The following is a 24,988-nucleotide window of genomic DNA, read 5'->3' as shown; positions in this document are numbered from 1 at the left end:
ATGCCACGGCTGGCGTCAGCGATCGGCCGGGTCGGCCGCCTCGACCCGCCGGCGATGACCGCGCCCCAGCGCCAGCGCCAGCGCGGCCCAGCCCGCGGCCAGCGGCACGGCGACCGCGGTCACCGCGACGCCGGCCGCGACCAGGCCGTGGTGCAGCCACGCCGAGCTGAAGTCGCCGAAACGGTAGACGAGCGTGTCGATCACGTTCTTCGCGCGGTACTTGTCCTCGCGCGGCAGCGCCGTGAACAGCAGCTCGCGGCTCGGCCGCGCCAGCGCGTGGGTCGCCGCGCGCCCGCTGGCCGACACCGCGATCGCCATCGCCAGCGACGGCGCCGCGACCAGCGCGACCACGCCCAGGCCCTGCACCAGCGGCAGCGCCGCCAGCACCAGGCCCACGCCCAGCCAGCGCAGCAGGCGCGCGGTGATCACCAGCTGGAGCACCATCGTCGCCACGGCGGTGGCGAGCTCGACGTTGGCGAAGAAGGCGGTGCGGGCGGCGCGATCGGGCAGCGCCTCCTTCACGATGCCGGCCTGGCGCAGGTACACGAACGTCGCCAGGCACGCCGTGCACAGCGCGTAGCCGCCGATGCCGAGCAGGTACGGCGACCGCACCAGCCGGGGCAGGGCCGCGAACGCCGACCCGCCGAGCCCGGTCGGCGCCGGCGGGGCCGACGGCACGTGCTGCACGAGCGCGTGCGCCGACCAGACCGCCGCCTCGAGCAGGAGCGCGGCGATGATCAGCAGCAGCGCCGGCTCGATCTCGTGCGCCAGCGCCCGCGTCACGATCGGGCCCAGCAGCGCGCCGGCGGTGCCGCCGGCGGCGATCGGCGCGAACAGCCGGCGCCCCTTCTCGGGCCGGAGCAGATCGGCGCACAGGCTCCAGAACACCGACACGCCGAACAGGTTCATGACCGACACCCAGACGTAGAACACCTTGCCCACCACCAGCGGCCGCACCCCGCCGTGGACCAGCGCGGCGAAGATCAAGAGCTGCACGGCGAACGAGCGATGGACCCACGCCACCAGCCGCCCGCGCGGCTGGCGCGCCACCAGCGCGCCCCACGGCGGGGCCAGCGCCAGCATCGCGATGAACGTGGCGGTGAACAGCCACGGGATGAACGCGGGATCGCCGTCGAGGACCAGCGCGTCGCGCACCGGCCGCAGCAGGGAGGTCGCCGTCAGGATCGCGCAGAACGTCAGCGCGGCCCACAGCGCCGCCGCGACCTCGTCGGGCCGAACCTGGAACACGGCCCGCAGGCGCGCGGCGATCATCGGTCGGGTTCATACCGTGGCCGCGGCGACGCCATTCCGGCGATCGCCCGCGGCACCGTGCGACACCGCGATCGTCGCACGCACGGTCGACGCGTGCGGCATACTGCGCCCATGTCGGCCCCGCACGATCCACCGCTGCCGCAAGCGACCGTCACCGCCGGCGCGCCCGGGACGTACCCGTACGCCGGGCCGCCGCCCGCCGACTACCAGCCGCTGATCGATCTGGCGTCGCCCAAGCAGATCACCCTGGCGGCGTTCCTGACCGGGCCGTTGACCGCGGTGTGGCTGCTCGCGCGCAACTTCGCGCGCATGCGGTCGCCGCAGGGCGTGGTCGCGACCCTGGTGCTGGGCCTGCTCGGCACGGCCGGGGTGTTCGCGCTGGCGTTCTTCCTCCCCGAGCGCGCGCCGCCCTTCTTGGTCAGCGCGCCGCTGGTCGCCGTCACCTGGCTGATCGCGCACCGGGTGCAAGGCCCGCGCTACGACGCCCACGTCGCGCGGCTGGGCCCGACCACGGGCACCGGACGCATCGCGGTGATCGCGGTCGCCGCGCTGGTGCTCCAGGCCGGCGCGGTGATCGGCGGCCTCGTCGCGTACGGCGCGGTCACGCGCGGCCCCAACATCACCGTCGCCGGCGGCAGCGAGGTCTACTACCGCGACGGCGCCACCCGCGCCGACGCCGAGCGCGTGGGCGCGGTCCTCGAGCAGATCGGGTACCTCGCGCCCGACCACAAGGCCTCGGTCACGGTGCAGCGGCCGCGCGGCTACGCCACCGTCGGCCTGGTCGTCAACGACGCGGCGCTCGCCGGCGAGTTCGACGCCGACTTCCGGGGCTTCGCCGACGCGCTGTCGGCCGACGCGTTCGACGGCAACCCGGTCGATCTGTGGCTCATCGACACCGACCTCGACGTCCGGCGGCGCCTGCCGTGGCACGCGCCGACCGAGCTCGACTGAGCTCCAGAGGGCCTGTCGCCAGGCCCTCCCCCGTCGGGGGCAAGCCCCGACGGGGCCCCACCCACGACCACCCAAGACGCGAGACTCCCGGCGCGCGGCTCGGTGCTCGACCGAAAAAGTTGCAAGCGCTGAGTCCCAGAGGGTTCGTCGCCGAACCCAGGCAGGTGCAGGGGTGCTCCGCGGTCCGAGGGCACGTCCCGAGCCTGTCGGCATCTCGAGGGGCAAGCCCCGATGAGGGCCCCTACCCACGACCACCCACGCGAGACCGACGCGAGACGCCCCTCGCGGACCAGTGCTTGACCGAAAGTCGTACAGCCGCCTAGCGCGCGGTCCGCCGGCGCCGCCGCGCCAGCAGCGCGCCGACCGCGCCGAGCGCCAGCGCGCTCGCGGGATCCTGCCCTGAGCTGCAGCCGCAGATGCCGCTCTCGTCGCCCGCGCCGTTGCCGGGCACGCACGCGTTGGCGACGCAGGTCTCGCCGTCGCCGCACGCCGGCGTGCACACCTGATCGGCGCCGACGACGGTGATCGTCGAGGTCGCGGTGGCCTGGTTGGCCGCGTCGAACGCGGTCGCGGTGAGCGTGTGCTCGCCGACGGCCAGATCGCCGGCGGTGTCGAACTGGTAGGGCGGGCTGTTGTCGGTGCCGACCAGCGCGCCGTCGACCGCGAGCTCGACCCGCAGCACGCCCTGGTCGTCGGTGGCGGTCACGTCGACCGCGAAGCCCGCCGCCACCGCCGCGCCGTCGGCGGGCGAGGTGATCGCGACCGTCGGCGGCGTCGTGTCGTTGACGACCGGCAGGGCCCCGACCCCGACCGCGGCCCAGGCGGTGCCGACCGCGGTGACCTCGGCCGGTCCGTACAGGTCGCGCGCGACCTCCTCGGTCGCGGTCCGCGCGGCCGTGAAGTTCGAGTTCATCGTCAGGTAGCCCTGGGTCAGCGCGCGCTGGAAGATCGCGCCGGCCTTGTCGAGGCCGATGCCGTTGACCCGGAAGGTCACGCGCTGGCGCGGGTGCAGGCCGCCTTCGGACAGCAGGTAGAAGGCCAGGTTGGCGATGCCCGAGTTGAGGTGGACGCCGCCGTTGTCCTGGCTGCCGGTGTAGCGGTCGGCGTAGAAGTCGCGCGAGCCGCCCAGCTCCGGCGGGTACAGCGCGCTGTCGAGCGTCGGGCTGTACATGTAGCGCATGGCGTCGCCGGGCGCGCCGGGCGTGAACACGTCCTCGCCGACCTGCCAGGTCTCGAGGCTGATGGCGTCGTCCTTCCACGCCTCGCACACCGACGCCATGATGTCGCTCATGGCCTCGTTGAGCGCGCCCGACTCGTTCTGGTACGCGAGCTGCGCGGTCGACGAGGTCACGGCGTGGGTCAGCTCGTGCGCGGTGACGTCGAGGGCCCGGGCCAGCGGCGCCATGAGCTGACCGTCGCCGTCGCCGTACACCATCATGCCGGGGCCGAACGAGCCGACCCACGCGGCGTTGTTGGCGGTCTGGCCGCTGGGGGTCTGGAAGACCGCGTGGACCACCGAGGTCAGCTTGGCGCCCCGGTTGTCGTACGAGTCGCGGCCGAACTTGGCCTGGTAGCAGTCGTAGGTCGCGCCGGTGTTGTCGTAGGCCGCCAGCGCGGTCACGTCGGAGGTCGGCGGGCTGCCCTCGGTGGCCAGGCGCGGGCCCGGGCTGCTGAAGTACGGCGGCGAGCGCCCCTGGGCGTCGAAGACCTCGCGGTTCTTGATCGGGAACACGTCGGGGTGGCGATCGACCACGGCCCCGCCGTGGGCGTCGACGTAGACCCGGTCGGCCACGAGCGCGCCGTCGAGGCCGAGCAGCTCGACCTCCCACGCCAGGTACAGGCGGCCGTCGCCGGTCGCGAACACGTAGACCAGGTCGGTGCCGTGGACCGTGACCTGACCGTCGGCGGTCGCCGCGCTGGCGGTGGCGATCGCGCGATCGAGCTCGACCGTCGGCGTCGGATCGACGGCGAGGCCGTCACGGGCGGTGCTGGTGACCGCGCGCACGACGCCGTCGGCGCCGACGTGCACGACCAGGTCGCCGCCGACCACCCGCAGCCCCTGCTTCTGCTGGGCGTAGCGGACGTGGGTCATGCCGAGCGCGTCGCGCTGGACGCCGACGACGATCAGATCGTCGGCGCCGATCCGGAACGCCGCCGCGATCTTGGGGATGACGCCGCCGAGCGCGTCGGCCACGTCGACCGCGTCGACCGCGATCCGACCGAGGTCGCCGCGGATGTACGCGGGCAGGCCGTCGGCCGCGAGGACCATGCGATCGACCCGCGCGAAGCTGGCGTCGCTGCCGGTGGTCACCAGCGGGCTGGCGGTGGTGCCGTCGTCGGGCGCCGCGCACCCCGCGATCGCCACGAGGGTCGCCAGGCCGGTGCCGCGCAGGGTGTGCCGCTTCTTGGTCCGCATCGAGTCCTCCTGGGAGCGTCCGCCAGCCGTCGCTCGTCGCGGCATGTTCGTCGGTGCCGGCCGGTCAGCGTACTACCCGCTCGTAACAGCGGCTCGCTTTCGTTGCGACGCCCGGTCGTCACCGCGTGACGCCGGTTGTCCTACATCCAGCCGGTGGTGCGCGACGCCACGATCCCGGGCCGCGGCTGTGCGCTTCGGTCACAGCGGCGCGGCTGGCAGCTCCACGCCCAGCGCCCGCCCGAGCGTGACGACGTCGCGGGGCGCCGCGCAACCGAGGTGGTCCGTCGACAGCCGACCGGTGTGGCGCCGCTGCAGCCATGAGTGCGCTGGGTGGTCCGCGGCCGCGCGCCCGAAGTCCGCGCCCGCGTCGGCGCGCAGGCGCGCGACCTCGGCGTCGAGCCGCTCCCGCAACAGCGGCAGCGCCGCCCGGAGCTGCTCGGCCCAGGCCGCCACCGTGGCCAGGACCGCGTCGCCCAGCTCCGGGTCGCGCAGGGTCCGCAGCTTGCGAGCGATCTGCTCGAACGTCATCGTCGCCCACGGCAGCGCGCGCAGCACCGGCGCCTGCCACTGGTGCTTGACGGTCGCCCAGTGGTCGGCCCGCGCCGGCACCGAGAACAGCCGCCGCTCGGGCATGCGCAGCCCGGTCAGCGCCATGCCGTGGCACGCGCCGGTGTCGAGGCCGAAGATGCGGTCGTCGATCACCAGCGGCTCGGGCCCGATGACGGCGTGGCCGAACGCGACCGGCGTGGGGTCGACGTACAGCTCGTACCAGGGCCGCTCGCCGTAGCGCTCGCGCAGGCGGCCGTCGCCCGACGTGGTGCCGGCGCGGACGTCCTCGGGGACATCGGCCAGCGGCACGCCCGGGTACAGGCCCCAGTGGACCACGCGCACGTCGTCGGTCTCGAGGTGGTACGGCAAGGTCGCCATCCACGCGACCGCGTCGGCGTAGCCGGCGCCCAGCTGCGCCGCCGTGACCTGCTGGCTGTACGACAGCACGCCGCGCACGTGCTTGCGCTCGTGGTTGCCGCACAGCGCCAGCGCGTTGGGGCGCTGGCGGAAGAAGTCGACGACCGCGCCCGGGTCGGGGCCGCGATCGACCAGATCACCGACGCTGACCACGACCTCGCCGTCGTCGACGCCGGCGACGTCGAGCAGCGCGAGCAGCTCGGCGTAGCACCCATGGATGTCCCCGATGATCAGCATGGAAGCGATATACGCTCGACCCGATGGTACGTCGCGGACACGATCCCGGACACACCGCCGCGACCGGCGCGCTCGACTGGCCGGCGTACCTCGACGCGCTGATCGGCGCGCACGGCTCGCTGGCGGCGGTGGCGGAGCGCCTGGCCGCGACCCGCAGCTACAAGGACGACGTCGAGAGCATCACCCGCGCGCTGCGCCGCCTGCGCGGGCGCGCCAGCCTGCCCGGCGGCAAGTGGGGCGATCGGCTGCTGGCGCAGTTCGGGTTGCCGCGCGCGGTCGACGAGCGCCTGCGGTTCATGGGCAGCTACCACGCGCGCTTCGTCGATCTGCCGGTGCCGCTGTGCCTCGATCTGGTGCAGCTCTGGGATCGGCCGCCGACCAGCGAGAGCCGGGTCGGGCGCCGCTGGCTGTCGCTGGCCCGCGCGACCCTGGCGCTGCGCACCGACGACGACGCCGCCGCCGCGGACCACCTGGCGACCGCCGCGGCGGTGATCGACGACGACGTGCTGGGCCGGGTCGAGGTCGCGCTCGGGCTGGCCCACGTCGCGAGCCGCGCGGCGCCGGCCGACCTCGCCGCCGAGCTGGCCGCGGTCCCGGCGCTGCTGGCGCCCTTGACCGGCGCCGACGCCGACTGCCTGCGCGCGCGCCACGCCGGCCAGGTCGCGCACGCGCTCAACCACGCCGGCCGCGTCGACGAGGCGCTCGCGCTCCACGCCGCGCTGCCGGACCTGCCGACGACCGCGCCGTTCGCGCGCAGCCGCCGCGCCAACGGCCTGGCCTACGGCCACCACCGCGCCGGCGACGCCGTCGGCGCGCTGCGCGAGGCCCGCCGCGCCGCGACCTTCGCCGGCGACGCCGGCCACGTGCGCCTGCGCGCGATGGCGCTGTTGATGATCGCGCGGATCGCCGGCCCGTCGCCCGAGGGCCAGGACGCCCACGCCCGGGCCGACGCGATCGCCGCCGCGCTGGCCGACGACGTGCTGCGGCGCCGATGCCGCGCGGCCGCGCGCGACGTGGGGACAGGATCCTGGGTCTCAAGCCAATGAAATCGCTTTAGAATTTCGCGCTACCGCGTCAGAAAAGGGGACAGGAAACGACGGGGCGAATGAAAACGCAAGGTTGTGGCCGATCCGCGCGGAATGCTGCCACATTCCTGCCATCGCGCCCTGGAACGGCGCCCGATCGGCCACTCCGGGCGTCGCGCGATGACGAGCGGTTCGGCACGCGAAGCCCACGCGCGCGTCCGCGATCAGGGGGCGGGTGCGTCGACGGCGCGGTCGAAACGCAGGTCGGCGCTGCCCTCGCCGGTCCCGACGCGACGCGTGCGCGTCAGCCAGACGTGGGTCGAGCCATCGCTGCCGCGCGCACGCCGGTACCCTCGGCGGACCTGGGTGCCTTCGCGCGGGATGTACTCCTCGCGGACCCGGAGCGGGGCGGTGCCATCGGTCGTCAGGACGCGGCCCCGAGGCGCAGGCACGGCCGGCGTCGCGGAGTCGGCGGTGAGCAGCCCCGCCAGCTCGAGCGCGACCTCGTCGCCGCCAGGCAGCTTGACGGGCTGCAGAGGAAACCAGTGACGCGGCACCGGTGACTGCAGTCGGTAGCGGAGCGTCGCGCCGACCGGCAAGGGGGCTTCGCCGACGACGGGCTCGGTCGGTCGGTCCGCGGCGCGGCGCCCGCTTCCGAGCGTTCCGGCGGTCGTGTGCTCGACGGCCCAGACCAGGTTGGCCATCTCGTCCCGGAGGAAGCGCACCTCCTCGACGGGGGGCCCGTCCTGCACGGCCGCGGACGCCGAGTGTGACACCAGGTGAAACGGCGCGAGGGCGCCGCCGTCCCCAGCGATCGCGAACATCGCGAACCGCCCGGTGCCGGCCGTGGCGCCCGCCTCGGCACGCGGAATGTCCGTCGAGGCACCGAAGACGTCGACGACGCGGACCTCGCTCGTGCACATCGTGCCCACCGGCTGCTCGAAGGGCACGAGGTACCAGTCGTTCCCGTGCACGAGCATGAAGTCGAGGAGCAGCATCGACGCCAGGTTGCGGCGGTCCGGCTGGATCGCATCGATGGGGAAGCGCGCGTCCTCGAAATCCCAGAACCGCTCGTTGGGCATGCCGCGAAAGCGCACCGGCCCGGGGATCACCGCCCGGGTCTCGGTCGTGACCACGCCGGTCGGCGTGCCGACCGGTGGCGCGTCGAGGAGGCGATCGAAGGCGAACCAGTCGAGATCGCCGCGCCGGTCCGGGGTGGTCGTGAAGCCCACCGGGTTGCCGGTCGGCGCCGTGCCATAGGCGCGGGCCGTTGCGCTCAGGGTTTCGGTCTGCCAGCCGGCAGGCGCGCCGAGTCCGGGCGCGCCACGCACCTCCTCGATCCAGGCGACGAGGCTCGCGATCGCCGCCGCGGCCTGGCCGCGCCGTGCGGCTGGGACTGTCCAGGGCACGCCGGGGACCGGGGCTGGCGTGGTCGTGACGCCCGGCGGTGGGGGCGGCACCGGCAGGCGCGTCGCCGCCCACAGCGCCTGGCCATCGATCGCCCGCCCGCGCCAGAGGCCGCGGAGCTGCGCCGCGCGCGGATCGTCCTCGACGCGGTCCTCGATCGGATAGGCGGCGACGAACAGCGGCCGCAGGTCTGCGGCGCCGTTGTCGGTCAGCAAGCGCGCGAGGGTCTGGCCGATCTCGACGGCGCGCGCGAGGTCATCGGGCGCTGCGGGTTCGGCGGTCAGGCTGGCCTCGAGCGGCGCGACCGGATCCAGGGCGCTCGGCGTCGCGCCGGCCGCCCCCCAGGCCGTGAGCGGTGCGATCGCGGTCGTGACGCGGACGTAGGCCGGCGCGCCGGCATCCTCGCCCTGGAACTCGCCGAGCTGCCACTGGCGCGTCAGGAGCCAGGCCGGGTCGTACGCGCGCGCGGCCAGCGCTTCGCTCAGGTCGACCGCGCGCGGTCGTGGCTCGAGCCGGTTCCAGAAGGTGATCGAAGGCATGCTCACTCCGGGGTCAAGACCGCGTCCTCGTCGATCGTGTGGACCGAGAGATCGTGGCCGATGGTGTCGTCGCCGAGGTTGGCGGCGAGGATGGTCGTCGGGGCGAGGAGCCCCAGGGGGCCGAGTTGCTCGGCGTCCACGGCGCGGATCTTCGCGAGGTCGAGGGTCTCGTGCAGGATCGCCTCGAGGTGCGGCAGGTTCCACGCGCCGCTCTTGGTGGCCGGGGGCACCGCGAGCAGGATGCACTGCGCCGCCTCGGCGCCAGGGGCGTCGTGGTGGATCGCGAAGCACGTGTCCTGCGCGGCGGCCGGGATGAGCTCGGACCACTCATCGATGACCATGCCGGCCAGCACGCCGCTCGCCCCGAACGGCAGCTCGAGGACCAGCGACACGGTGTCTGACCGAGGGCGGAGCCCGGCGGCGGCGAACGTGCCGCCGGCCCAGGGCCGGTCCGGATCGTGCGGCACCTGCACGACCTGCGGCTCGATCGGCGCCGTCGTCGTGAGCGCCTCGCTGACGAGGCTGGCCAAGCGGAGGGCGGCGAGCGGCTCGCGCACGGCCGCCGCGCCTTCCAGCCAGCGGCGCACTGCACGGGGCTCGCCCACCAGCGTCGGGCCATGCGCGAGCGCTGCGTCGACCTCGGCGGCGTTGTCCAGCACGAAGGTCGGCAGCACCGTGAGGTCACCGCCGAAGGCCGCCTGGAGGCACGTCGTCGAGGTTGCGGCGCTCGCACAGGCGGCGAGCCGGCGCGCGACCTCGGCCAAGGCCGACTGGCCCGCCCGGATCAGCGCTGCTCGCTCGACGGGATCGTCGTCGTCGACACCGCGCGGCACCGCGCTGCGGACGCCATAGGCGGCGACGGCCCAGAGTGCCGCGCGCACTTCCGCCGCCGCCATCGAGGAGTTCTCGACGTCGGGGATGGCGAGTGCCGCCGCGAGGTTCGCCTGCGTCATCGCGAGCGCGCCCACGGTGGCGTCGGCCCGCGCGGTCACCTCGGCCGCATCGATGCCTGCGGGGACATCGGCGCCGATCGGCGCCAGGTCGGCGGCGGTCATGGGGCGCGCGTGGCGGAGCGCGTCGTCGAGGACACGCGCCAGCTCGAGCAGGTCCGGGAACGACACGACCGCGATCTCGGGGTGGCGCTCGTGCGAGATCTCGACGTCCTGACGGGCGCCGAGGGTCGTGGCGATGTAGGCCCGCAGCCGGGCATCGAGCTCGCCCCGGCCAGCGCGATCGGTGGCGCGCGCCAGCGCCACCACGTCGAGGGGGCCGAGCCCCAGCTCGGCCAGCGTCATCCAGGTGGTGACGCGAGGATGCGAGCCATCGGGGGCGTTCAGCAGGTAGCTGATCTGGCACTGGACGAGCGTGGGATCTGGCAGCCGTTGCGCCACCCAGGCGGTGAGCCGCGGCTCCGCGCCGGCGCGCGGCGTCTCGGGCCAGGTCGGCGCGGGCAGCCCGCCGAGCAGGAAGCCGACGCGGTGCGTGACGCTGGTCCCGCGCCGCGGCGTGCGCGCGACCTCGGGATCTGGGATCGCGCCGCCGCCCGCGAGCGAGGCCAGCGTCGCGGCCGCGCGCTCGGTCTTGCCCTGGACGGTCTGGTGGACCGACTCCGCCAGGAGCAGGTCGGCCACCGCGTCGACGTCGTGATCGAGCGCGAACAGGATCTGGGCGACGTCCCCCTGGTGGCTCGGCGCGACGAAGGCCAGGACGGTCGACCACGGGAGCTCGCCGGCGGTCGTCGCCCCCGCGATCGCGGTCCGCACCGCGAGGCCATCGGCGACGTTGCGCGCGGCGATGCGTTCGTTCGCGCCCGGCAGGGGTGCGCCGGGATCGCGCCCCAGCGGGAACCGCTCCCGGACGTCGGCGATGTACGTGTCGAGCCCCCGGTCGTGGAGCGCCCGCTCCAGGCGGAAACCGAGGAGCGCGCCGAGCGGCAGGCCTTGCCGCACGCCATCGAGGAGGTCGAGCGCGCCGCGCACGCGCGTCGACGAGAGCTCGACCGCGGCCTCGTCGCGCATCGTCCCGACGCGGGTCAGGTGGGCGTTGCGCAGCACCGCCGCAGTCGTGGCGTGGGCGGCCGAGGGCGCGTGGATGAACCCGCCGGCGGTGCCGGGACGGGGCGCGCTCTGGGGCCGGAGGTTCTCGACCCACGCGAACGCGCCCAGGTAGACGCCCTGGCCCTGGGTCGCTCGCATCGCCGCCAGCCGGCGGGTCGCGAGCGACGTCAGCCAGGCGTCGAGGCGATGCGAGCAGGTGTCGAGCGTCTCGACGAGCAGGCGCGCGAGCTCGGCGGTCGGGACCTCGGCCAAGGTGGCCAATGCGGCACGATGCTCGCGGACGGTCGCGCGCCGGGTGTCGGTCGAGCTCGGGTCACCTAGCCACGACCCCAGCGACTCACCGCCGGTGACGCCGGCGATGGGCGCGTCCAGGCGCTCCCACGCGGTCAGCCGCCCCTCGGTACCCGGGCCGATGCGATGGAGCTCGCGTTCGACCTGGTCGATCGCGTCGGCCACGCCGGCGACCACCGCGACGCTCGTACCCACGCGCGTGAGCTCGACCAGCGTCGCGTGTCGGAGCAGGTGGTAGAGGAGCGGGTTGCTGAAGGCGGGCTCGCCGGCGCCGCCAGCGAGGCGGAGCTCCGCCACCGTGGCTGTCCGGATCTCGTCGATGTAGTTCGGATCGAGGTCGGCCACCTCGGACAGCGGCGCGGTCGAGACCAGCGAGCGCCCGATGCGCAACGCCCGGTCGGCGAGCGTCATCTGGGTCATGCGCGGCGCGAGCCCGGTGAGACCGGCATCGGCGAGCGCCTGCGCGATGAGCGTCGGGCGCGCTTGATCGAGCGCGGTCATGCTGCCGCCGAGCAGCACCATCAAGTTCCGGACGAGCGCTGGACCGTGCACGGCCCGAGACCGCAGTTCACGGCTCTGCGCGTCGCGCGCGAGCACGCCGAGCAAGTCGGCGTCAGGGTCAGCCGACGCGCCGACGTGGGGCACGCCGGGGATCCGAGCGAGGAACGCCTGGCGCCACGCGCGGAGCAGCGACGCCAGGCCCGCGTCGAGCCACGGGCCGAAATCGTCGGGGCCGGACGGACTGTCGGAGGTCTCCCACGCCTCGATCGAGGTCGCGGGCAGGATGCCGTACGGCACGCGGCCGATGCGCGCCAGCGGGAGGGGGCCGCGGCCGCGGACGAAGTCGCGAAAGTGGGCCCGGACCTCGGCGATCTGGGGCGCCGTCAGGAGCGGCGCCATCATCTGTTCGAGGTAGTAGCCGAGCGTGCACGGCCACAGCGCGACGTTCATCGCCGCCGCGCGGGCCTGCTCGGTGCGACGGACGCCGTCCACGTGATCGAGCGGCGCCGGCTTCGTCGGCAGGCCGAGCGCGACGCTCAGGGCCTGTCCGTCGCTGCCAGGCACCACGGTCGTGTCGCCGCGCTCGACGGCGTAGCGCGCGACCGGATCCTCGGGCGGGGGATACCCGGCGGGAGCCGTCGCGGTGTTGTTGGTCGGGGTGCCCTGCGCCACCAGGCCGACGCCGCGGGTGTACCGGTGGGCGCGCACGAGCTCGGCGAGCAGCTCGGCGCCATCGACCTCGCTCGTCTGGGTCCGGACCCCGAGGACGATGACGCGATCGAAGCCGCTCGCAAGATCGGCCGGGGTGAGCGGCATCGTGACCGCCATGCCGACCTGCTCGGCTTCGGCGTAGTCGACGGCCCACAGGAGTTCCCGCTCGATCTTGAGCTCATCGACGGCGACGATCGAGGGATCGTCCGCCGCGACCGACGGGGCGAAGGACAGGGCGATCGGCTCGACGATGTCGCGCCCGGTCACGCGCTGGACCTCGGCCCCACCGTTGTAGGCGATCACGGTCCAGGCGCGGGGGAGCGCCGCGGCGCGGACATCCGGCAAGAGGTCGTCCTTTAGCTCGACCTGCGGGAACACGGGGGCTTGCGCGGGGCGCTCGGCCAGGTTCGTCGGGGTCGAGACCGCGACGAGCCACGCGGCGCGCTCCGGCGGGTACTGGGTCGTGAGCGCGCGCCAGGCGTCGAGCTCGGCCGCCGGTGCCCAGCCGGTCGTCCAGTACGCCAGCGCGGCTTGCCACTCGGCCGTCGTCGGCGCCGGGCGATGGCTATCAGCGAAGATCTCGTCGGGATAGACACGGATCCGGAGCTCGGGCGGGTTCTGGAAGAAGCGCGTCTCGATCCGGACTGGGAGCAGCGCGATCGGGTAGTCAGTGCTGAGCTGCTCGAGCTCGAGCGCAAGGTCGGCCATGGCGTCCTCGGGGGCGTGAAGCGATCAGGGCAGCAGGTCAGCGCCGTAGAGCGCGACGCGCACAGGCCGCTGGTGGGTGATGACGGCTTGATCGGCGCCGCGTGCCACGCGCACGCTGGGCGAGACCAAGATCGCGTGCCACGCGGGGCCGGTGGGCACCTCGAGGGCTGCGATCTCGGATCGTGGCACCGCCAGATCGATGTAGGCGATCGAGGTGACGTCCCCAGGTGGCACGGCGAGGTGCTCCCACGCCAGATCGTCCAGGGCGCTCGGCGGCTCGGTGGCGCCGGTGTCGAGCCCGAACCGCGGATCCCCCGGCTGCTCCTCGAACACGAAGAACCAACCGGGGATACCCGCCGCGGCGTCGCCGCGCGCCTCGGCCTCGGTCAGCGCGAACCCGAACAGCGCGACGTCCGGATCGATCCGCGCGGTGAACACTGGCCGGCGTTGCTGCGCGTCCGATGCGAGCCCGAGGCCCCCCGCGGTCACCGCCGCGCGCTGCGCGTAGACGAGCGTGCCCGGGTACCGCCGCAACGCTTCGCCGCGGACGACCAGCACCAGCTCATCGCCGGCCCCGGGGCGCGGACAGTGTGCGCCGAGCGTCGTCAGGCCCCAGCCATGGACCGGGGTGATGTCCTTGGCGGATTCCGGCGGGAGCGTCGACTCCCCCGCGGGCTCCCAGAACTGGCGGAAGTAGCTACCGCGCTGATCCGACGGGTACTCGCGCCACAGCAGCTCGCGGCCGAGCTCGTGGTTCAGCCCGACCATGTACGCCTCGATGAACGCCTGGTTGGTCTTCGCCAGCGTCACGCGGTCGGCGGGCACGTCGAAGAGCCCCGGCAAGATCCAGTCGGGCGACATCGCCGCCAGCGGGCGGAACATCGCCTGAGGAAAGTCGGGGTGGGCCATCACGGGCTCGAGCGGATCGGGTGGTGTCCAGCTGAACCCAGCCGCGGGGACCATCCGGACTCCGAAGGCCTCCGCGATCGTCGTGCGCGGATCCACCGCGGCCTGGACGACCGCGCGCAGCGCGGGTACGTCGAGGGGCGTGAGCGTCTGACCGGCCCCGGGCGCGAACTCCCGCCCGAGCAAGGCGCTGGCGGCGGCCCGGAACGCCGCCATCGACGGGCTATCGCCTTGATCGCCCTGGTCCCACTTGTCCGGCGCGTCGCCGTCGACCGGGTCCCACGCGTAAACCTTCTCGGCGATGGGCGCAGCGTCGACGTCCTTGCCAGTCGGATAGGGTGTCTTCGTGACGCCCTCGAACCAGGTCACCGTGGGCACCGACGGGGCGAGCGGGGGCGGCGTGGCGGCGAGCGCCTCGAGTTCCCCGGCGTTGACCCGCTCGAGGGCGCTCGGCACCACGAGATCCGGCCGGGCCTGGCGGCGACCAACGGGACCGAGGGGCCGGCCCAGGCGCCGCAGCCCGCTCGCGAGGAGCGCGTGCCGCGGTGGGCTGCGATCGACCGTCCCGCGCACCGTGCGCACCGCGCCGCGGATGTGGCCATGCACGGTCGCGGTCAGGGTCAGGGCGGCCGTGTCGTCGGCGGCGACGACGTGCCGCTGGTAGAGCCGCTCGCCGACCGCGCGCGCCACCTGGGCGGCGCGGAGCTGCTGGTTGGCCTCGCGGATCCCAGCGACCTGGTCCCAGGCCGCGGCCATCAGGTCTTCCTGCTTCTGCTGGACGACCGCGGTGCCGCTCGCCGCGGCGACCCGGGTGTCGAGCGCGGTGTTGACCGCCGCGAACCAGCTCGGGGCATCCGCCGCCAGGCGCTCGCGGCCCGCGTGCCACGCGCCGTACAACGGCGGCGCGACGACCGGCGTGCCGCCGGCCGCGCGCACCTCCGCCGGGATGTTCAGCAGGCTCGCCAGCCCCGTCGTGAAGTCCGGATCGATCGCGGTCGGCGCGGACAGGCCCGGTGGGCGTAGCGCGCCACCAAGCGGCAGCGGCTCGACCGTCGGCGCGGGCAGGCCGGCGCCGGGCTGCGCGACGTCGAGGCCGCGCGTGCCCACCGTCGCCGGCAGCGGCGCGGGCGTGAGCCGCCGGACCAGTGCCTCGAAGTCCCCGTCGAACCCCGTCGTGAACGTCCAGCGATGGTAGATCGGCAGCTCGAGCGGGGCCGACAGCGTCGTCCCGCTCCACGCCGACGCGAGCGGGTCCGGTGCGGCGGCCGGCTGCGGCTGCTTCAACCCGGCCAGGCGCCCCACCTCGAACGCCGGCACCAGCAGCACCCAGTACTTGGTTCGCGGGGCGAGGCGCCGCGGGCACAAGAGCCGTGCCAGGCAGCGATGGGGCGCCTGCGTCGCGACCTCGAGCAGCGACAGGTCGTCGTCGCCGCTCACCTGCACGTGCGCCCACGCCCAGGTCTGATCCGGTGGCGGCATCGCGGTCGCCGCCTTGACCGTCACGGACTGGAGCGGCCGGTCCGCCGAGGTCGGCACGAACGGCTCGAGCTCGTCCTCGGTGAACGCGAGCAGACACAGCCACGGGCGCACGCGCGCGGTCGCGTCCTCGCTGCAGGGCGTGTACCGCCACGGCAGGTCGGCCTGGTCGAACTCGATCGCCGGGAAGTAGTTCGGCTCCGCGTCGAACGTGTGCTCGGGCGGCGAGCGCCGGCTGATCACCCGGGCGTCGAATCCGACGACGTCGCCGGGCCCGACCAGGTCCAGCGTGGTCGTCGCCGTGAGGTTCGCCGCGGCGTCGTTGAAGGTGATCGTCGCCGGGATCGATGCCCGCGCCGAGGCGCTCGCCGCGTCGGCGGTGGTCAGGTACGCGGCGGCGCCCCGCCGCACCCAGGGATAGAACCGCAGCGCTGCGTCATCGTCGCTCATGCCGCCACCTCGAACGTGGGCACCACCTGGAGTCGCCCCGCGTCGCCGGGATTGGCCGCGAGGTGTGCGCGCAGCGCCAGCTCGACCTGGCCGCGCGTGCCCGCCGCGGCCAGGTCCGAACGGGCCGCCAGCTCATCGACCGACGCGATCACGAAGGTCTCCTCGCGCAGCTGCAGCCGGGGCGGCGTGCCAGGGGCCGACGCGAACGCGGCCGCGCCCGTGGCGCGCAGCGGCGGCCGCCCGCTCGCCGACGCCAGCGTACCCTCGAGCTGCTGGAGGCGGGTCGGGCGGTACCGCGGCGCATCTTGCCGCTGGCCCCCGACCACGACGACGGTCTCGTAGTCGAGGGGCCGCACCAGCGGCGCCCCCGCGCGGATCGTCGTCGCCCCGACCGAGACACCGCCGACCATCTGCTCGAAGCCTGGACGCGACAGCTTGGCGGCCTCGCTCATCTCCTCGAACTGCGCTGGCGCGAACCACTCGGTCACCGGTGCGAGCTCCGGCGCCGGCACCGCGGTCGCGCCGAGCTGCACCCCGCTGACCTCGAACCGGTCTGCGCCCTCGGGCCGCCCCTGCGCGAAGGCGGTGATCTGGCGATCGAGCGGCACCACCTTCTGCGTCGCCGTCAACGTCGCGCACGGCTCGATGCGCAGCGCCGCCGCTTCACCGACCGGGGGCGCCGTCACGGCCGCGGTCAGCCCCGGGGGCACTGTGCTCGCCCACGCCGCCGGCGTCGCCAGCGCGTCGTGCAGCGCCGGCCAGATCTCGCGCCGGGGCAGCTCGACCGCCTGCGCGGCCCCGAACGACACGTGGATCGGCACGCACAGGTCCACGAACCACAACGACAGGCACGCCTTGCCGTCCACCCGCCACGGCTTCGGCCCGCTCAGGTGACCGTCGAAGTGCACGCTCGCCAGCGTGCTGGTCCCGCGGCGCAACGCGACGCCCGCCCACACGTCGACCTGGAGATGGAACGGCGAGAACGTCAAGAGCGTCTCGAACCCGAGCCCGCCCTTGATGTTGAGCGGCCCCGCCGACGCGTACAGATCGACCTGCGCGCCGATCTGCGCCGTGTTCGAGGTCAGCGCCAGGAACCCCTGCGCGTCGAGCCGCGGGTCGTCGCCCGCGCCCAGCGGGATCTGGATGCGCCGGAGCTCTGGGAAGCCCGGCGGCGTCCGGAACTGCGAGTGGAAGCCGCCGATCGACAGCGCGAAGCTCGGCGGACTGCCCCAGGCCATCCGGAACGCCATGTCCCCGGTGATCGGGAACCCCGCGATCGTCGAGTTGCGCAGCGACGCGTCGATCGCCACGCGCTTCTGCGCGAAGTCGACCTCGCCGACCACGTCGACGTTGAGGTCGACGATGGCGTGCTCGACCGTGGGCAGCTTGGCGGACACCGTGCCGAGCACCACGACGCGCGCCGGCGCCGGCAGCTCCAGCAGCACCGCCAGCACGCCGCGCACCATCGTCGGCGTCCCCCACCCGAACTTCACCGCCGGGCCGAACACGTAGCGGCCCTCCGCCGCCGGGAAGTAGGTCGCCAGATCGGTCGTCAGGCGGTCGGCCTGCGCGATCGGGTCGGCCGGGAAGAAGATATCGCCCATGCCCGCGGGCGTGCGGAGCGCCGCGCGCAGCGCGTCCGTGTCGACGCGGCGATGGATGGCGATCAGCCCGCCGATGCCGTCGAGCGTGAAGCCGAGGCCGAGCTGGATCGGCGAGAACTCCGCCGAGATCGCTGCCACGAACGAACCGGCGCCCGGCGAATCGTCGAGCATCCCAAACCCGCTCACTTGCGCGCCGAGCACAGCGAGCGCAATTGAGCCGCGATACTCTGTCGCTCCCACTCGCGCCACTTGGCCGAAGCCGTGCGCCACTGCACTATCTACCGACACCCCGAACCCGGTCGGCGCGAGCTCCGCGGCGCTCAGATCGACGGGACCGAGGTTGCCCCCAGCCGCGGGGAACCTCAACCTCAATGCGACGCCGAGCCCCTCAACGGTCAGCCCGACGGGCCCAAGCTTCAACGCCAGCGCGGTCCGCATCTCCGCGGCCAGACCGCGCTCGATGCCCGCCAACTCCACGGAGATGCGCTGTGCCTCAAGCGCCCCCAGCCGCAACGACACCGCCCGGTCATGGGTCAATCCTGTCGGACCGACATACAGCCCGCGCTTGGTCGACAACCCCATCGTCAGGGACACCGGCACGCGCTCCTGCGCGCCCCCGACGGCCGCGCCGACAAACCCGCTCCCCGCTGTCGGCAGGCCGAGTTGCACGTTTGGCAGCGCCAGCTCGATCCACAGCTCGCTGCCGCCACCGGCCGCGCCCTTGCCGCCTGCGCTCAGCGTCCAGCCACTGGTCGATGCTTGCACCGGTCCGTCGCTCACCTGGGCAACCTCGCCTGGAGCGCGCGACAGCGCAAACCTAAGCTCGCCTGCTACGGTCGCCCGGTCTAGCCCTAGCGGATCATCCGCCACCGTGACGCCGTCGGGCCGGACCAGCAGCCCGCGCTCGCCGGCGGTGGCCATTCCGCGCACCAGAAGCTGCAATCCCGAAAACGTCACACCCAGACCGAGGTCGCCGACCCCGTACGGGATCACCGCAATCACCGGACCGCTGGCCTCCGCGAGTGCGACAAGGCTCAGGCCCAACTCCACCTCCGAGGCCGGCGCGAATCCACGAATCAAGCCCACCAGCAGGTGAGGCCGGAGTTTGCCTTCCGTCGACGATGCCTCCTCGGCCGCCGACGGAGCGACTGGCACGAACCCAACCGGGAGCTCCGCGTGCTCCAGCACCTCGGCGAGCCGATCGAGGAAGCCCCAGCCGTCGAAGCTCGGATCACCCCACGCCCACACCGCCCGCAGCCACGCCACCGGCGAGCGAAGCAGTGCTTCGAAGTCCGGCAAGACAATGCGAGTATCATCAAAGGCCGGCCGGATCCCTGCCGCCGGTCGCGCCACGGTGGTGATGATGCCGAGCGCACGAAGGGTACCGGCGACTCGCGGCCGATCGACGTCAAGGTGCTCGATCACCGCCCAGTGCAGCAGCTGCTGTGGGAATTCGGTCGCGAACCCCGCCGCGTTCAGTGGGCTGCCGAAATCTGCGCCGTCGAGCGCGACGATGGCGCCGTGGACATCATTGACCGCGCTGGCGAGTGCAAGCCAGTCGGTCCCGTCGCTGGCATCGTCCAGCTCCAAGAAGACGTCGGCCGCGGCCCGCGCCTGGGTCGCCACCGCGGTCAGCGGGGCTAACGCTCCTGCCAGGTCCCAGCCCAGCCGGCGCGCCAGCGACCTCAACGAATCCCCATCGCGGAGCGCGGCGGCGATGCGAGCCACGACCGTGGCGGCATCGGCGACGAGGGCCCGGAAGAGATCAACGTTCATAGGGGCTGCACCACGTCCAGCAGCGTGTCCACCCTGGGTAGCAACGAAACGTCGACCTCGTAAGTCATCACGTACTGGCAGACGACACAGAAGCGCTCCGCCCACATCGAGCGCTTGTTGATGGGCTTCAGCGGCTCCACCGGCTCCATCCGTCGGTGCAGCTTGCACTCGAGGCCGGGTCGGATCGTCTGGCAGTTGAAGGTCGCGCCGCCCTCGTAGGCCGCCGGCGTCCGGGTCCGCAGGTTCTCGACGTTCGCGCGGCGGTCGGCAGCGAGTTGGTCGGTGCAGTTCAAGCTCTCAGTCAGCGGCCCGGCTGCGAGCGCCGCGGCGACCGCGTCATTGATCAGCCAGAGCGGACGCCCCGCGTCGTCCAGACGCTGAAGCACGATCCGCAAGTCGGTGGGCGTACTGACTGGGCCGGGGGTGCCCCAGAACGACGTGATGACGTCGGTCGTGGTCACCGCACCGATGGGCCTGCAGCGAACCTGCTGCTGCTGCCGGTCATAGCTGACCAACTCGATCAAGAGCGGGTTGTCGGTGACCGGCGGCCGCAACGTCTTCTTCGGCCACAGCGGGCCGCGGCGCAACCAGACCGGCCGCCCGCCGGGGCTCTTCGGCCACCTCAGGGCATGCGACAGGGAGAGCGTGAATAGGATGTCATCACCGTCCGCCTCCATGTGCTCAACGCTCGCGCCGGCTCGCACCCGCGGCCACCGCCACTTGAGCTTCTCCGGATCGATGCCGGGCCCCGCGCCGTCCAGCACGTCGTCGAGCATGTGAGCATTCGGCTTGCCATCCACGTACGACCGGATCCACGGCGGGAGAGTCGTCGGCATTTTACGGCCGCCGTACTCGTCGTGGAGGTGGCCGAGTACCGGCGTATGCGCTAGCTCGTGGGCGAGGGTATCGACCATCCGCCGGCGCGTCTCGACATCGAGGATCGAGCTGGTGCTACCGGCAACGACCTCGAGAAAGCCAGGGAGGCTGGAGAGAGTGACCCCGATATCGTGCTCCCGGCCGGTGGTCACGATCGCGCACGGCTGGACTGCGTCGTCGACGAACACACCGCCGTGCAGGTCGCACAAGGTCAAGAATACCACCATGCCTTCCGAGTCCCCCCCGGGGCCCCAGCGCGTCCCCATCCTCAGAGGACCGTCAGGTGTTCGCAACTTGCCGACCCAGTCGAAAAGCCGAGCCGAATGGGCGGTGGTCGGGTCTTGCGGAGGCGTTCCGAGTAGATCAGGCAGCCGGTGATCGGGAAAGAACGGTATGCGGGACGGCCCGCGCGGGAGCACCGAGAACTGCAGCCAGCGCAGGCGATCCTGTACCCCGACTGCTTGCATGTGTGCGTAGGGGCCATGATGCGGATAGGTGCTCGTCAGCCCCCATGCGGTGTCGCGCACCCGCGTGCGGCGGGCCGAGCCCATGAGCTTCCAGATGTCGAACTCGCGTTGCGTGAGCGTGGCGACCCCGCTGGCGGCCTGCAGGCCCGCCAGGGTAGTTGGAGCGCCCGGCTCGTTTGGATGCCCGGCATTACGCACCACCGTGCTGAGCAGCGACTCGTCGGGCATAAGCACGTAGGCGTGGTCGGGGTGCATCGGGCTAACCACGACGTCAGCGCCAATCGTGATCCCTTCTTCGGCCGAGGGCGTAAACGCGGAGTAGATGTCGAGTGACTCGACGAGCCGGTTGTACGGTTGCACCTTCGTCAGGCGCTTCGCGATGGAGCGACAGAGGAGGTTGAACATCTCCTCCATGTCCGCGGTCCAGCCCTCGGCGATGAACAGTATCGCGCGGCGACGAACTTCGATGCCCTCGTGGTGCCTGACCAAGATTTGCAGGTCAGAGGGCACGGGGACCACGTCGATGACGACGCTGTCGGTGGTGGGCGCCGGCGTGATGTGGAGCGCCGAATCCACGCTGACAGTGACCGTCCAAGTGCCGGCAGTGTGTGGCACCACCAAGCGTCCGTCGGGGTCGACTGTTAACCCATCTATTGGCGACACGTCATAGTGCAGAAACCTGCGTCCGGTGACCTCGGCGACCACGGGGTGGCCGGCAGCGTCACGGAACTCAGCGTACACGACCAGGACGCGATCACTCGACCCGACCTCGACCTCGTGCCGATTGTGGGAGCACCACACCCGCAGGAGGGTTTCGTGAACCGAGATCTGAACGGGAATCTCGAGTCGATCCGTCCCCGGAGGGAACTGGATCTTGAGAAAGTCGCGCTCCGTGCCCATGGAGGTGGTGTCGGCCGTTAGGGTCCGGTCGACAACGGTGGCGAGGGTGACACTCGTGGGCAGCGCGATCGTATTGTTGATGCGGTCCCAGACGTCGGTATTGATGTCGTTCATGAGCAGGTCGAGCGTGACCGACATGCCGCGGAGTAGGTGCAGTTCCGTCGACGGATGCAGCTTGATCATGGCTTCACCGGCGTCAGGGGGACGAGCTTGTGTTTGCCGTACGTGTAGGTACCCGGCGCGATGTACCGGACGCCGTCGTGGGCCCTCGCCTTCTCGGGAACCGCAGAGGTGCTCCAGGTGCGGGCGAGTTCGCCGTGTTTCCAATCGAACCACGTGCCAGCCGGGTCGCCCTCGACACAGTACCCCTGAAGGAGGAGCGATCCGTCGGGTGCCACCACCTCCACCGGACCGTCGAAGCGCTGGTCGGCGGCGCGGCAGGCGAGCACGTGGCTGCCTTCCGGCGCTCGATAGGCCGTGCCGCAAAGGGCAATGCCGCTCATGCACGGACTCAGCGGCCAGCCGATCGGATCGTAGATCGGCTTCCCGGGCGCCAACTCGCGCAGTGGCTCGATCGTCGTCCAGAAGTAGCCCGACGGGCTGGCCACGGCGCACGTCATCGGGTACTGCTTTGGCACGGGGTCCGCGCCCGAGCACTCGAAGGTGACCGTGCGCGCGCGCCCTTCGAGCACCTGGCTCGTGGGTGATGTCGCGGCCGGCGTCGTTCCACCGCAGGCGCACGCAAAGACACACAGCATCAGAACCAGGTGATGACGTTCGGTCGAAGGATGGTTCAGCATGATGCCTCCGGCGCAAGCGGGACCAACGTGCCAAGCGGGCCGCCGCAAGCCCTCTCGGCTGTCGTCCACGTTATCCAAGGATCCGTCCCCGCCCGCCACCAGCATACCTACTTGATAGCAGAGGGGTCGCGGAAGCGCAAGATGGAGCGACCAATTCGAACGATCCGCCCTCGCGACAGTACCCCTGCTCCTCAGATCTGGACGGCAGGGAGCGAGAGGATCTGGCCCCGAGTCGTCAGGGCGTAGTCGTAGTCGGCCCAGAACTGCTCGATGCCCCCGCTGATGAAGTTGAGGCGAGCGGTGCCGACGCCGATGGGGATAGGCGCAGTGGTGACCTCGTGGGCGCTGCAGGAACCGGACGTCGAGCCGTGGCCGGCGATGTCGAAGCGAATCGCGGGCGTGGTCGCACACGAACCGACCCAGGTGGCGCGGACGCGGCCAGTTGGTGCGGAGACCTCGACGACGAAATCGGCGACGGAGGTGGCGTGGTCGGGAACGACGACGACCTGCTCGGCGTGATCAAAGCCCCCCTCGGTACCGACCAGTGCCTCGAGCGTAGCCTGGTACTCGCCCCCCTCGACGGGGAGGAAGTACATGCCGTCGGCGCAGGGCAGCACGTCGCTGGTGAACGTCGCGCCAGTCGCGTTGTTCACAGCGGTGATGCGGACCGCGTCGTACATCGCCTCCTCGCAACTCAGGCGCTGCGTGCCGCGCATGAAGGACCACGAGGTCTCGATGCGTGTAGCAGGGGGACAGGGGAGACGCGTCGTCGGTGCAGGCGCCAGAGAAGGCGAGGAACGTGACGAGCACGAGCAGACGACGCATGGTGATGTCCTGGTAGTAGGGGAGCGGGGACCGCGGATCCCGGTCCCGCCAAGACTAGCGCGCGGCTGGCACTACACTCCACGATTGGCGGCCAGCACGGCCGCGATCGTGACGAAAGTCGCCGAAGTTCCGCGCGGCAGTCGCGGTGACCCCAGGGAGGTGTTGTGCAGGTTCCGCGATCGGGCTGCGCACCCCCCCCCGTCGAGGCAGTCTCGCGGCAACGAATGTTCCGAATGAGCGTCGACTGGGTCCTCGCCATTGACCCCTCAGGGGTGAATTAGTTGATCCTGGACCGCGCAACCGCCCGCAGGCAGCCGTCCCGGCCCCCCCCTGGCTGGCAGGCGCTTCGCGGGGTCGCGCGCCCCCGCGCCGGCCCCCTGGCTGTGAGCGGGTGGCTGGGCTGGCTGAGGTTGGCCGAGGAGCTCCTGGATGGTCTTGGTCGAGACGCCGCGCATGGCGAGGTGGGAGGCGAAGGTGTGGCGCGGGCGGGACCGGGCGCTTGCGGATCTTGCGCTTAGCCATGGTTCAGTGGGGACGGGGCGCGCGGACGATGTCATCGTCCGGCGAGATCCAGTAGAGGTGGCGGGGGCCGACCACGAACTGGCGCACGCCGGCAGTCCCGGCGACGAGGCGGTCGCGGCCGCCGGTCTCGGCGACCCAGTGAATACCGTCGTCGGCGGCGTAGTAGATGGTGCGGCCGACGATGGAGAACGCGTGCACGGTGCCGGCGACCTCGGTCTGCACATCGAGCGGACCGTCGGGGGACACGCGGCGGATGCCGGCCCTGCCGCGCCAGTAGACGCCGCGCGCGCCGAGCACTAGCTCGGGGCCCCATTCGTTGGGGACGAGCCGCGTCACGCGTCCGCTGGCCCGTTCGAGCATCGAGATGCCGCTCGTCGGCGACGCGCGCTCGCCGCAGCCGGTGTCGGTCCAGTAGAAGCGGCTCGCGTCGCCCGCGAACGCGAGCGGTTGCAGGCCATTAGCGGGCACGTCGGCGGTCGGGCACGTCGCGCCGTCGGCGAGCGCGAACCCGAGGATCGTGCCGTGACCGCGGCACTCGACGTCGCCGTTCAGGACGAAGGCGCAGTCGCCGTCGCGCACGACGCCGTTCGCATGCTCGGGCGCGAGGCGGGTGCGGAGGAACGCCTTGGTGCCCTCGCGCGGGATCTGAAGGTGCTCCAGCCGATCGTGGTGCACGAAGAACAGCCCGCTCGCGTCGGCGGCGACGCCGGCGGGCGAAGCCCAGTCGGCGCCCTCGACCGCGAGGTCACGCGCCTCGCCGCGCGTAGGGTCCCACCAGCTCACCGTTTTCCCGCGCACCCAGAACACGCGTCCGTCGGCGGCGGCGAGCAGCTTCGCGCCCTTGCCCGCCGACGCGAGCCGCTTGGGGCGCTCGGGACCGCCAATGCACGCGAGCAGCGCGACGCAGGCGGCAGCCACGCGCGTCGCCGCGGTTGAGTTGGTCCCCGCGCTTCGCAGCAGTGGGCCATCAGAACATTCCCTTGCGGTGAAGCAAATGGGTGTGGGTCTTCTGAAACAACGAAAACGCGTCTCATTCCGCATACGTCCCCATGGCGTGGCGCGCCCGAACGCACCGAGGCGGCAAGTGAGGGTCGGCGAGGCTGGCGCCCGGGCAGATCAGACTGGGGCTCAACGCCGAGCGAGGAACGACGGCGTGTGTCATCGACGCGCTCGACGAGGCTCGGCTGCCCGCCCAAGCGAATCGCTCCCGTCCGTTCCAGAAGAGCCGCACCCGATCCGTACCCGCCACCAGCATACCTACTTGATAGCAGAGGCGCCGCGGAAACGCAAGATGGAGCGACCAAT

At 72.5% G+C, this 24,988-nt stretch carries 13 protein-coding genes; 2 read left to right on the top strand and 11 right to left on the bottom strand.

What is annotated here, in order from left to right; genetic code table 11:
• Positions 1-15: 15 nt before the first annotated feature.
• A complete protein-coding gene (locus IPL61_30190) occupies positions 16-1,272 on the bottom strand; it encodes an MFS transporter (GenBank protein MBK9035480.1) in 1,257 nt (418 codons plus the stop codon).
• Positions 1,273-1,383: 111 nt separating this feature from the next.
• Between IPL61_30190 and IPL61_30185 the strand changes: the two genes are divergently transcribed.
• Complete coding sequence (locus IPL61_30185) at positions 1,384-2,223, top strand: hypothetical protein (GenBank protein MBK9035479.1); 840 nt, start codon at positions 1,384-1,386, stop codon at positions 2,221-2,223.
• A 319-nt stretch (positions 2,224-2,542) separates the two neighbouring features.
• On the opposite strand, the gene IPL61_30180 is transcribed toward IPL61_30185, so the two are convergent.
• Positions 2,543-4,639 (bottom strand): M4 family metallopeptidase, encoded by a 2,097-nt coding sequence (locus IPL61_30180; protein MBK9035478.1) that lies wholly within the window; start codon positions 4,637-4,639, stop codon positions 2,543-2,545.
• Between the two features lie 198 nt (positions 4,640-4,837).
• Positions 4,838-5,842 carry a metallophosphoesterase gene (locus IPL61_30175; GenBank protein MBK9035477.1) on the bottom strand — a complete coding sequence of 335 codons (1,005 nt, stop codon included), beginning with the start codon at positions 5,840-5,842 and terminating at the stop codon, positions 4,838-4,840.
• Between the two features lie 23 nt (positions 5,843-5,865).
• Between IPL61_30175 and IPL61_30170 the strand changes: the two genes are divergently transcribed.
• Positions 5,866-6,888, top strand: a complete 1,023-nt coding sequence (locus IPL61_30170) for a hypothetical protein (protein MBK9035476.1) — start codon at positions 5,866-5,868, stop codon at positions 6,886-6,888.
• Positions 6,889-7,091: 203 nt separating this feature from the next.
• Here the strand turns inward: IPL61_30170 and IPL61_30165 are convergent, their stop codons facing one another.
• The 8 genes from IPL61_30165 to IPL61_30130 all read right to left on the bottom strand — a co-directional run bounded on the left by IPL61_30165 (position 7,092) and on the right by IPL61_30130 (position 24,601).
• Positions 7,092-8,489 carry a hypothetical protein gene (locus IPL61_30165; protein ID MBK9035475.1) on the bottom strand — a complete coding sequence of 466 codons (1,398 nt, stop codon included), beginning with the start codon at positions 8,487-8,489 and terminating at the stop codon, positions 7,092-7,094.
• A gap of 326 nt (positions 8,490-8,815) precedes the next feature.
• Positions 8,816-13,081, bottom strand: coding sequence for a hypothetical protein (locus tag IPL61_30160; GenBank protein MBK9035474.1), 4,266 nt, complete (start codon positions 13,079-13,081; stop codon positions 8,816-8,818).
• 24 nt (positions 13,082-13,105) lie between these two features.
• Complete coding sequence (locus IPL61_30155; protein MBK9035473.1) at positions 13,106-15,913, bottom strand: hypothetical protein; 2,808 nt, start codon at positions 15,911-15,913, stop codon at positions 13,106-13,108.
• On the bottom strand, positions 15,910-19,293 hold the full coding sequence (locus IPL61_30150) for a hypothetical protein (GenBank protein ID MBK9035472.1): 3,384 nt from the start codon (positions 19,291-19,293) through the stop codon (positions 15,910-15,912). The genes IPL61_30155 and IPL61_30150 overlap by 4 nt, the downstream gene beginning before the upstream one ends.
• A complete protein-coding gene (locus IPL61_30145) occupies positions 19,290-21,719 on the bottom strand; it encodes a hypothetical protein (GenBank protein MBK9035471.1) in 2,430 nt (809 codons plus the stop codon). Before IPL61_30145 ends, IPL61_30150 begins: the two co-directional genes overlap by 4 nt.
• Positions 21,716-22,441 carry a hypothetical protein gene (locus tag IPL61_30140; GenBank protein MBK9035470.1) on the bottom strand — a complete coding sequence of 242 codons (726 nt, stop codon included), beginning with the start codon at positions 22,439-22,441 and terminating at the stop codon, positions 21,716-21,718. Before IPL61_30140 ends, IPL61_30145 begins: the two co-directional genes overlap by 4 nt.
• An 86-nt stretch (positions 22,442-22,527) precedes the next feature.
• Positions 22,528-23,052 (bottom strand): hypothetical protein, encoded by a 525-nt coding sequence (locus IPL61_30135; protein MBK9035469.1) that lies wholly within the window; start codon positions 23,050-23,052, stop codon positions 22,528-22,530.
• Positions 23,053-23,686: 634 nt separating this feature from the next.
• Positions 23,687-24,601, bottom strand: coding sequence for a hypothetical protein (locus IPL61_30130; protein MBK9035468.1), 915 nt, complete (start codon positions 24,599-24,601; stop codon positions 23,687-23,689).
• Between the last annotated feature and the right edge of the window lie 387 nt (positions 24,602-24,988).

The organism is Myxococcales bacterium (assembly GCA_016717005.1).
Lineage (GTDB): Bacteria > Myxococcota_A > Polyangia > Haliangiales > Haliangiaceae > UBA2376.
This window is presented reverse-complemented; position numbering and strand designations above follow the sequence as displayed.

Excerpts from the sequence above, each read along its gene's own strand:
- IPL61_30190 (MBK9035480.1), bottom strand. The coding sequence starts at position 1,272 with ATGATCGCCGCGCGCCTGCGGGCCGTGTTCCAGGTTCGGCCCGACGAG.
- IPL61_30185 (MBK9035479.1), top strand. The coding sequence starts at position 1,384 with ATGTCGGCCCCGCACGATCCACCGCTGCCGCAAGCGACCGTCACCGCC.
- IPL61_30180 (MBK9035478.1), bottom strand. The coding sequence starts at position 4,639 with ATGCGGACCAAGAAGCGGCACACCCTGCGCGGCACCGGCCTGGCGACC.
- IPL61_30175 (MBK9035477.1), bottom strand. The coding sequence starts at position 5,842 with ATGCTGATCATCGGGGACATCCATGGGTGCTACGCCGAGCTGCTCGCG.
- IPL61_30170 (MBK9035476.1), top strand. The coding sequence starts at position 5,866 with ATGGTACGTCGCGGACACGATCCCGGACACACCGCCGCGACCGGCGCG.
- IPL61_30160 (MBK9035474.1), bottom strand. The coding sequence starts at position 13,081 with ATGGCCGACCTTGCGCTCGAGCTCGAGCAGCTCAGCACTGACTACCCG.
- IPL61_30155 (MBK9035473.1), bottom strand. The coding sequence starts at position 15,913 with ATGAGCGACGATGACGCAGCGCTGCGGTTCTATCCCTGGGTGCGGCGG.
- IPL61_30150 (MBK9035472.1), bottom strand. The coding sequence starts at position 19,293 with ATGAACGTTGATCTCTTCCGGGCCCTCGTCGCCGATGCCGCCACGGTC.
- IPL61_30145 (MBK9035471.1), bottom strand. The coding sequence starts at position 21,719 with ATGATCAAGCTGCATCCGTCGACGGAACTGCACCTACTCCGCGGCATG.
- IPL61_30140 (MBK9035470.1), bottom strand. The coding sequence starts at position 22,441 with ATGCTGGTGGCGGGCGGGGACGGATCCTTGGATAACGTGGACGACAGC.
- IPL61_30135 (MBK9035469.1), bottom strand. The coding sequence starts at position 23,052 with ATGCGCGGCACGCAGCGCCTGAGTTGCGAGGAGGCGATGTACGACGCG.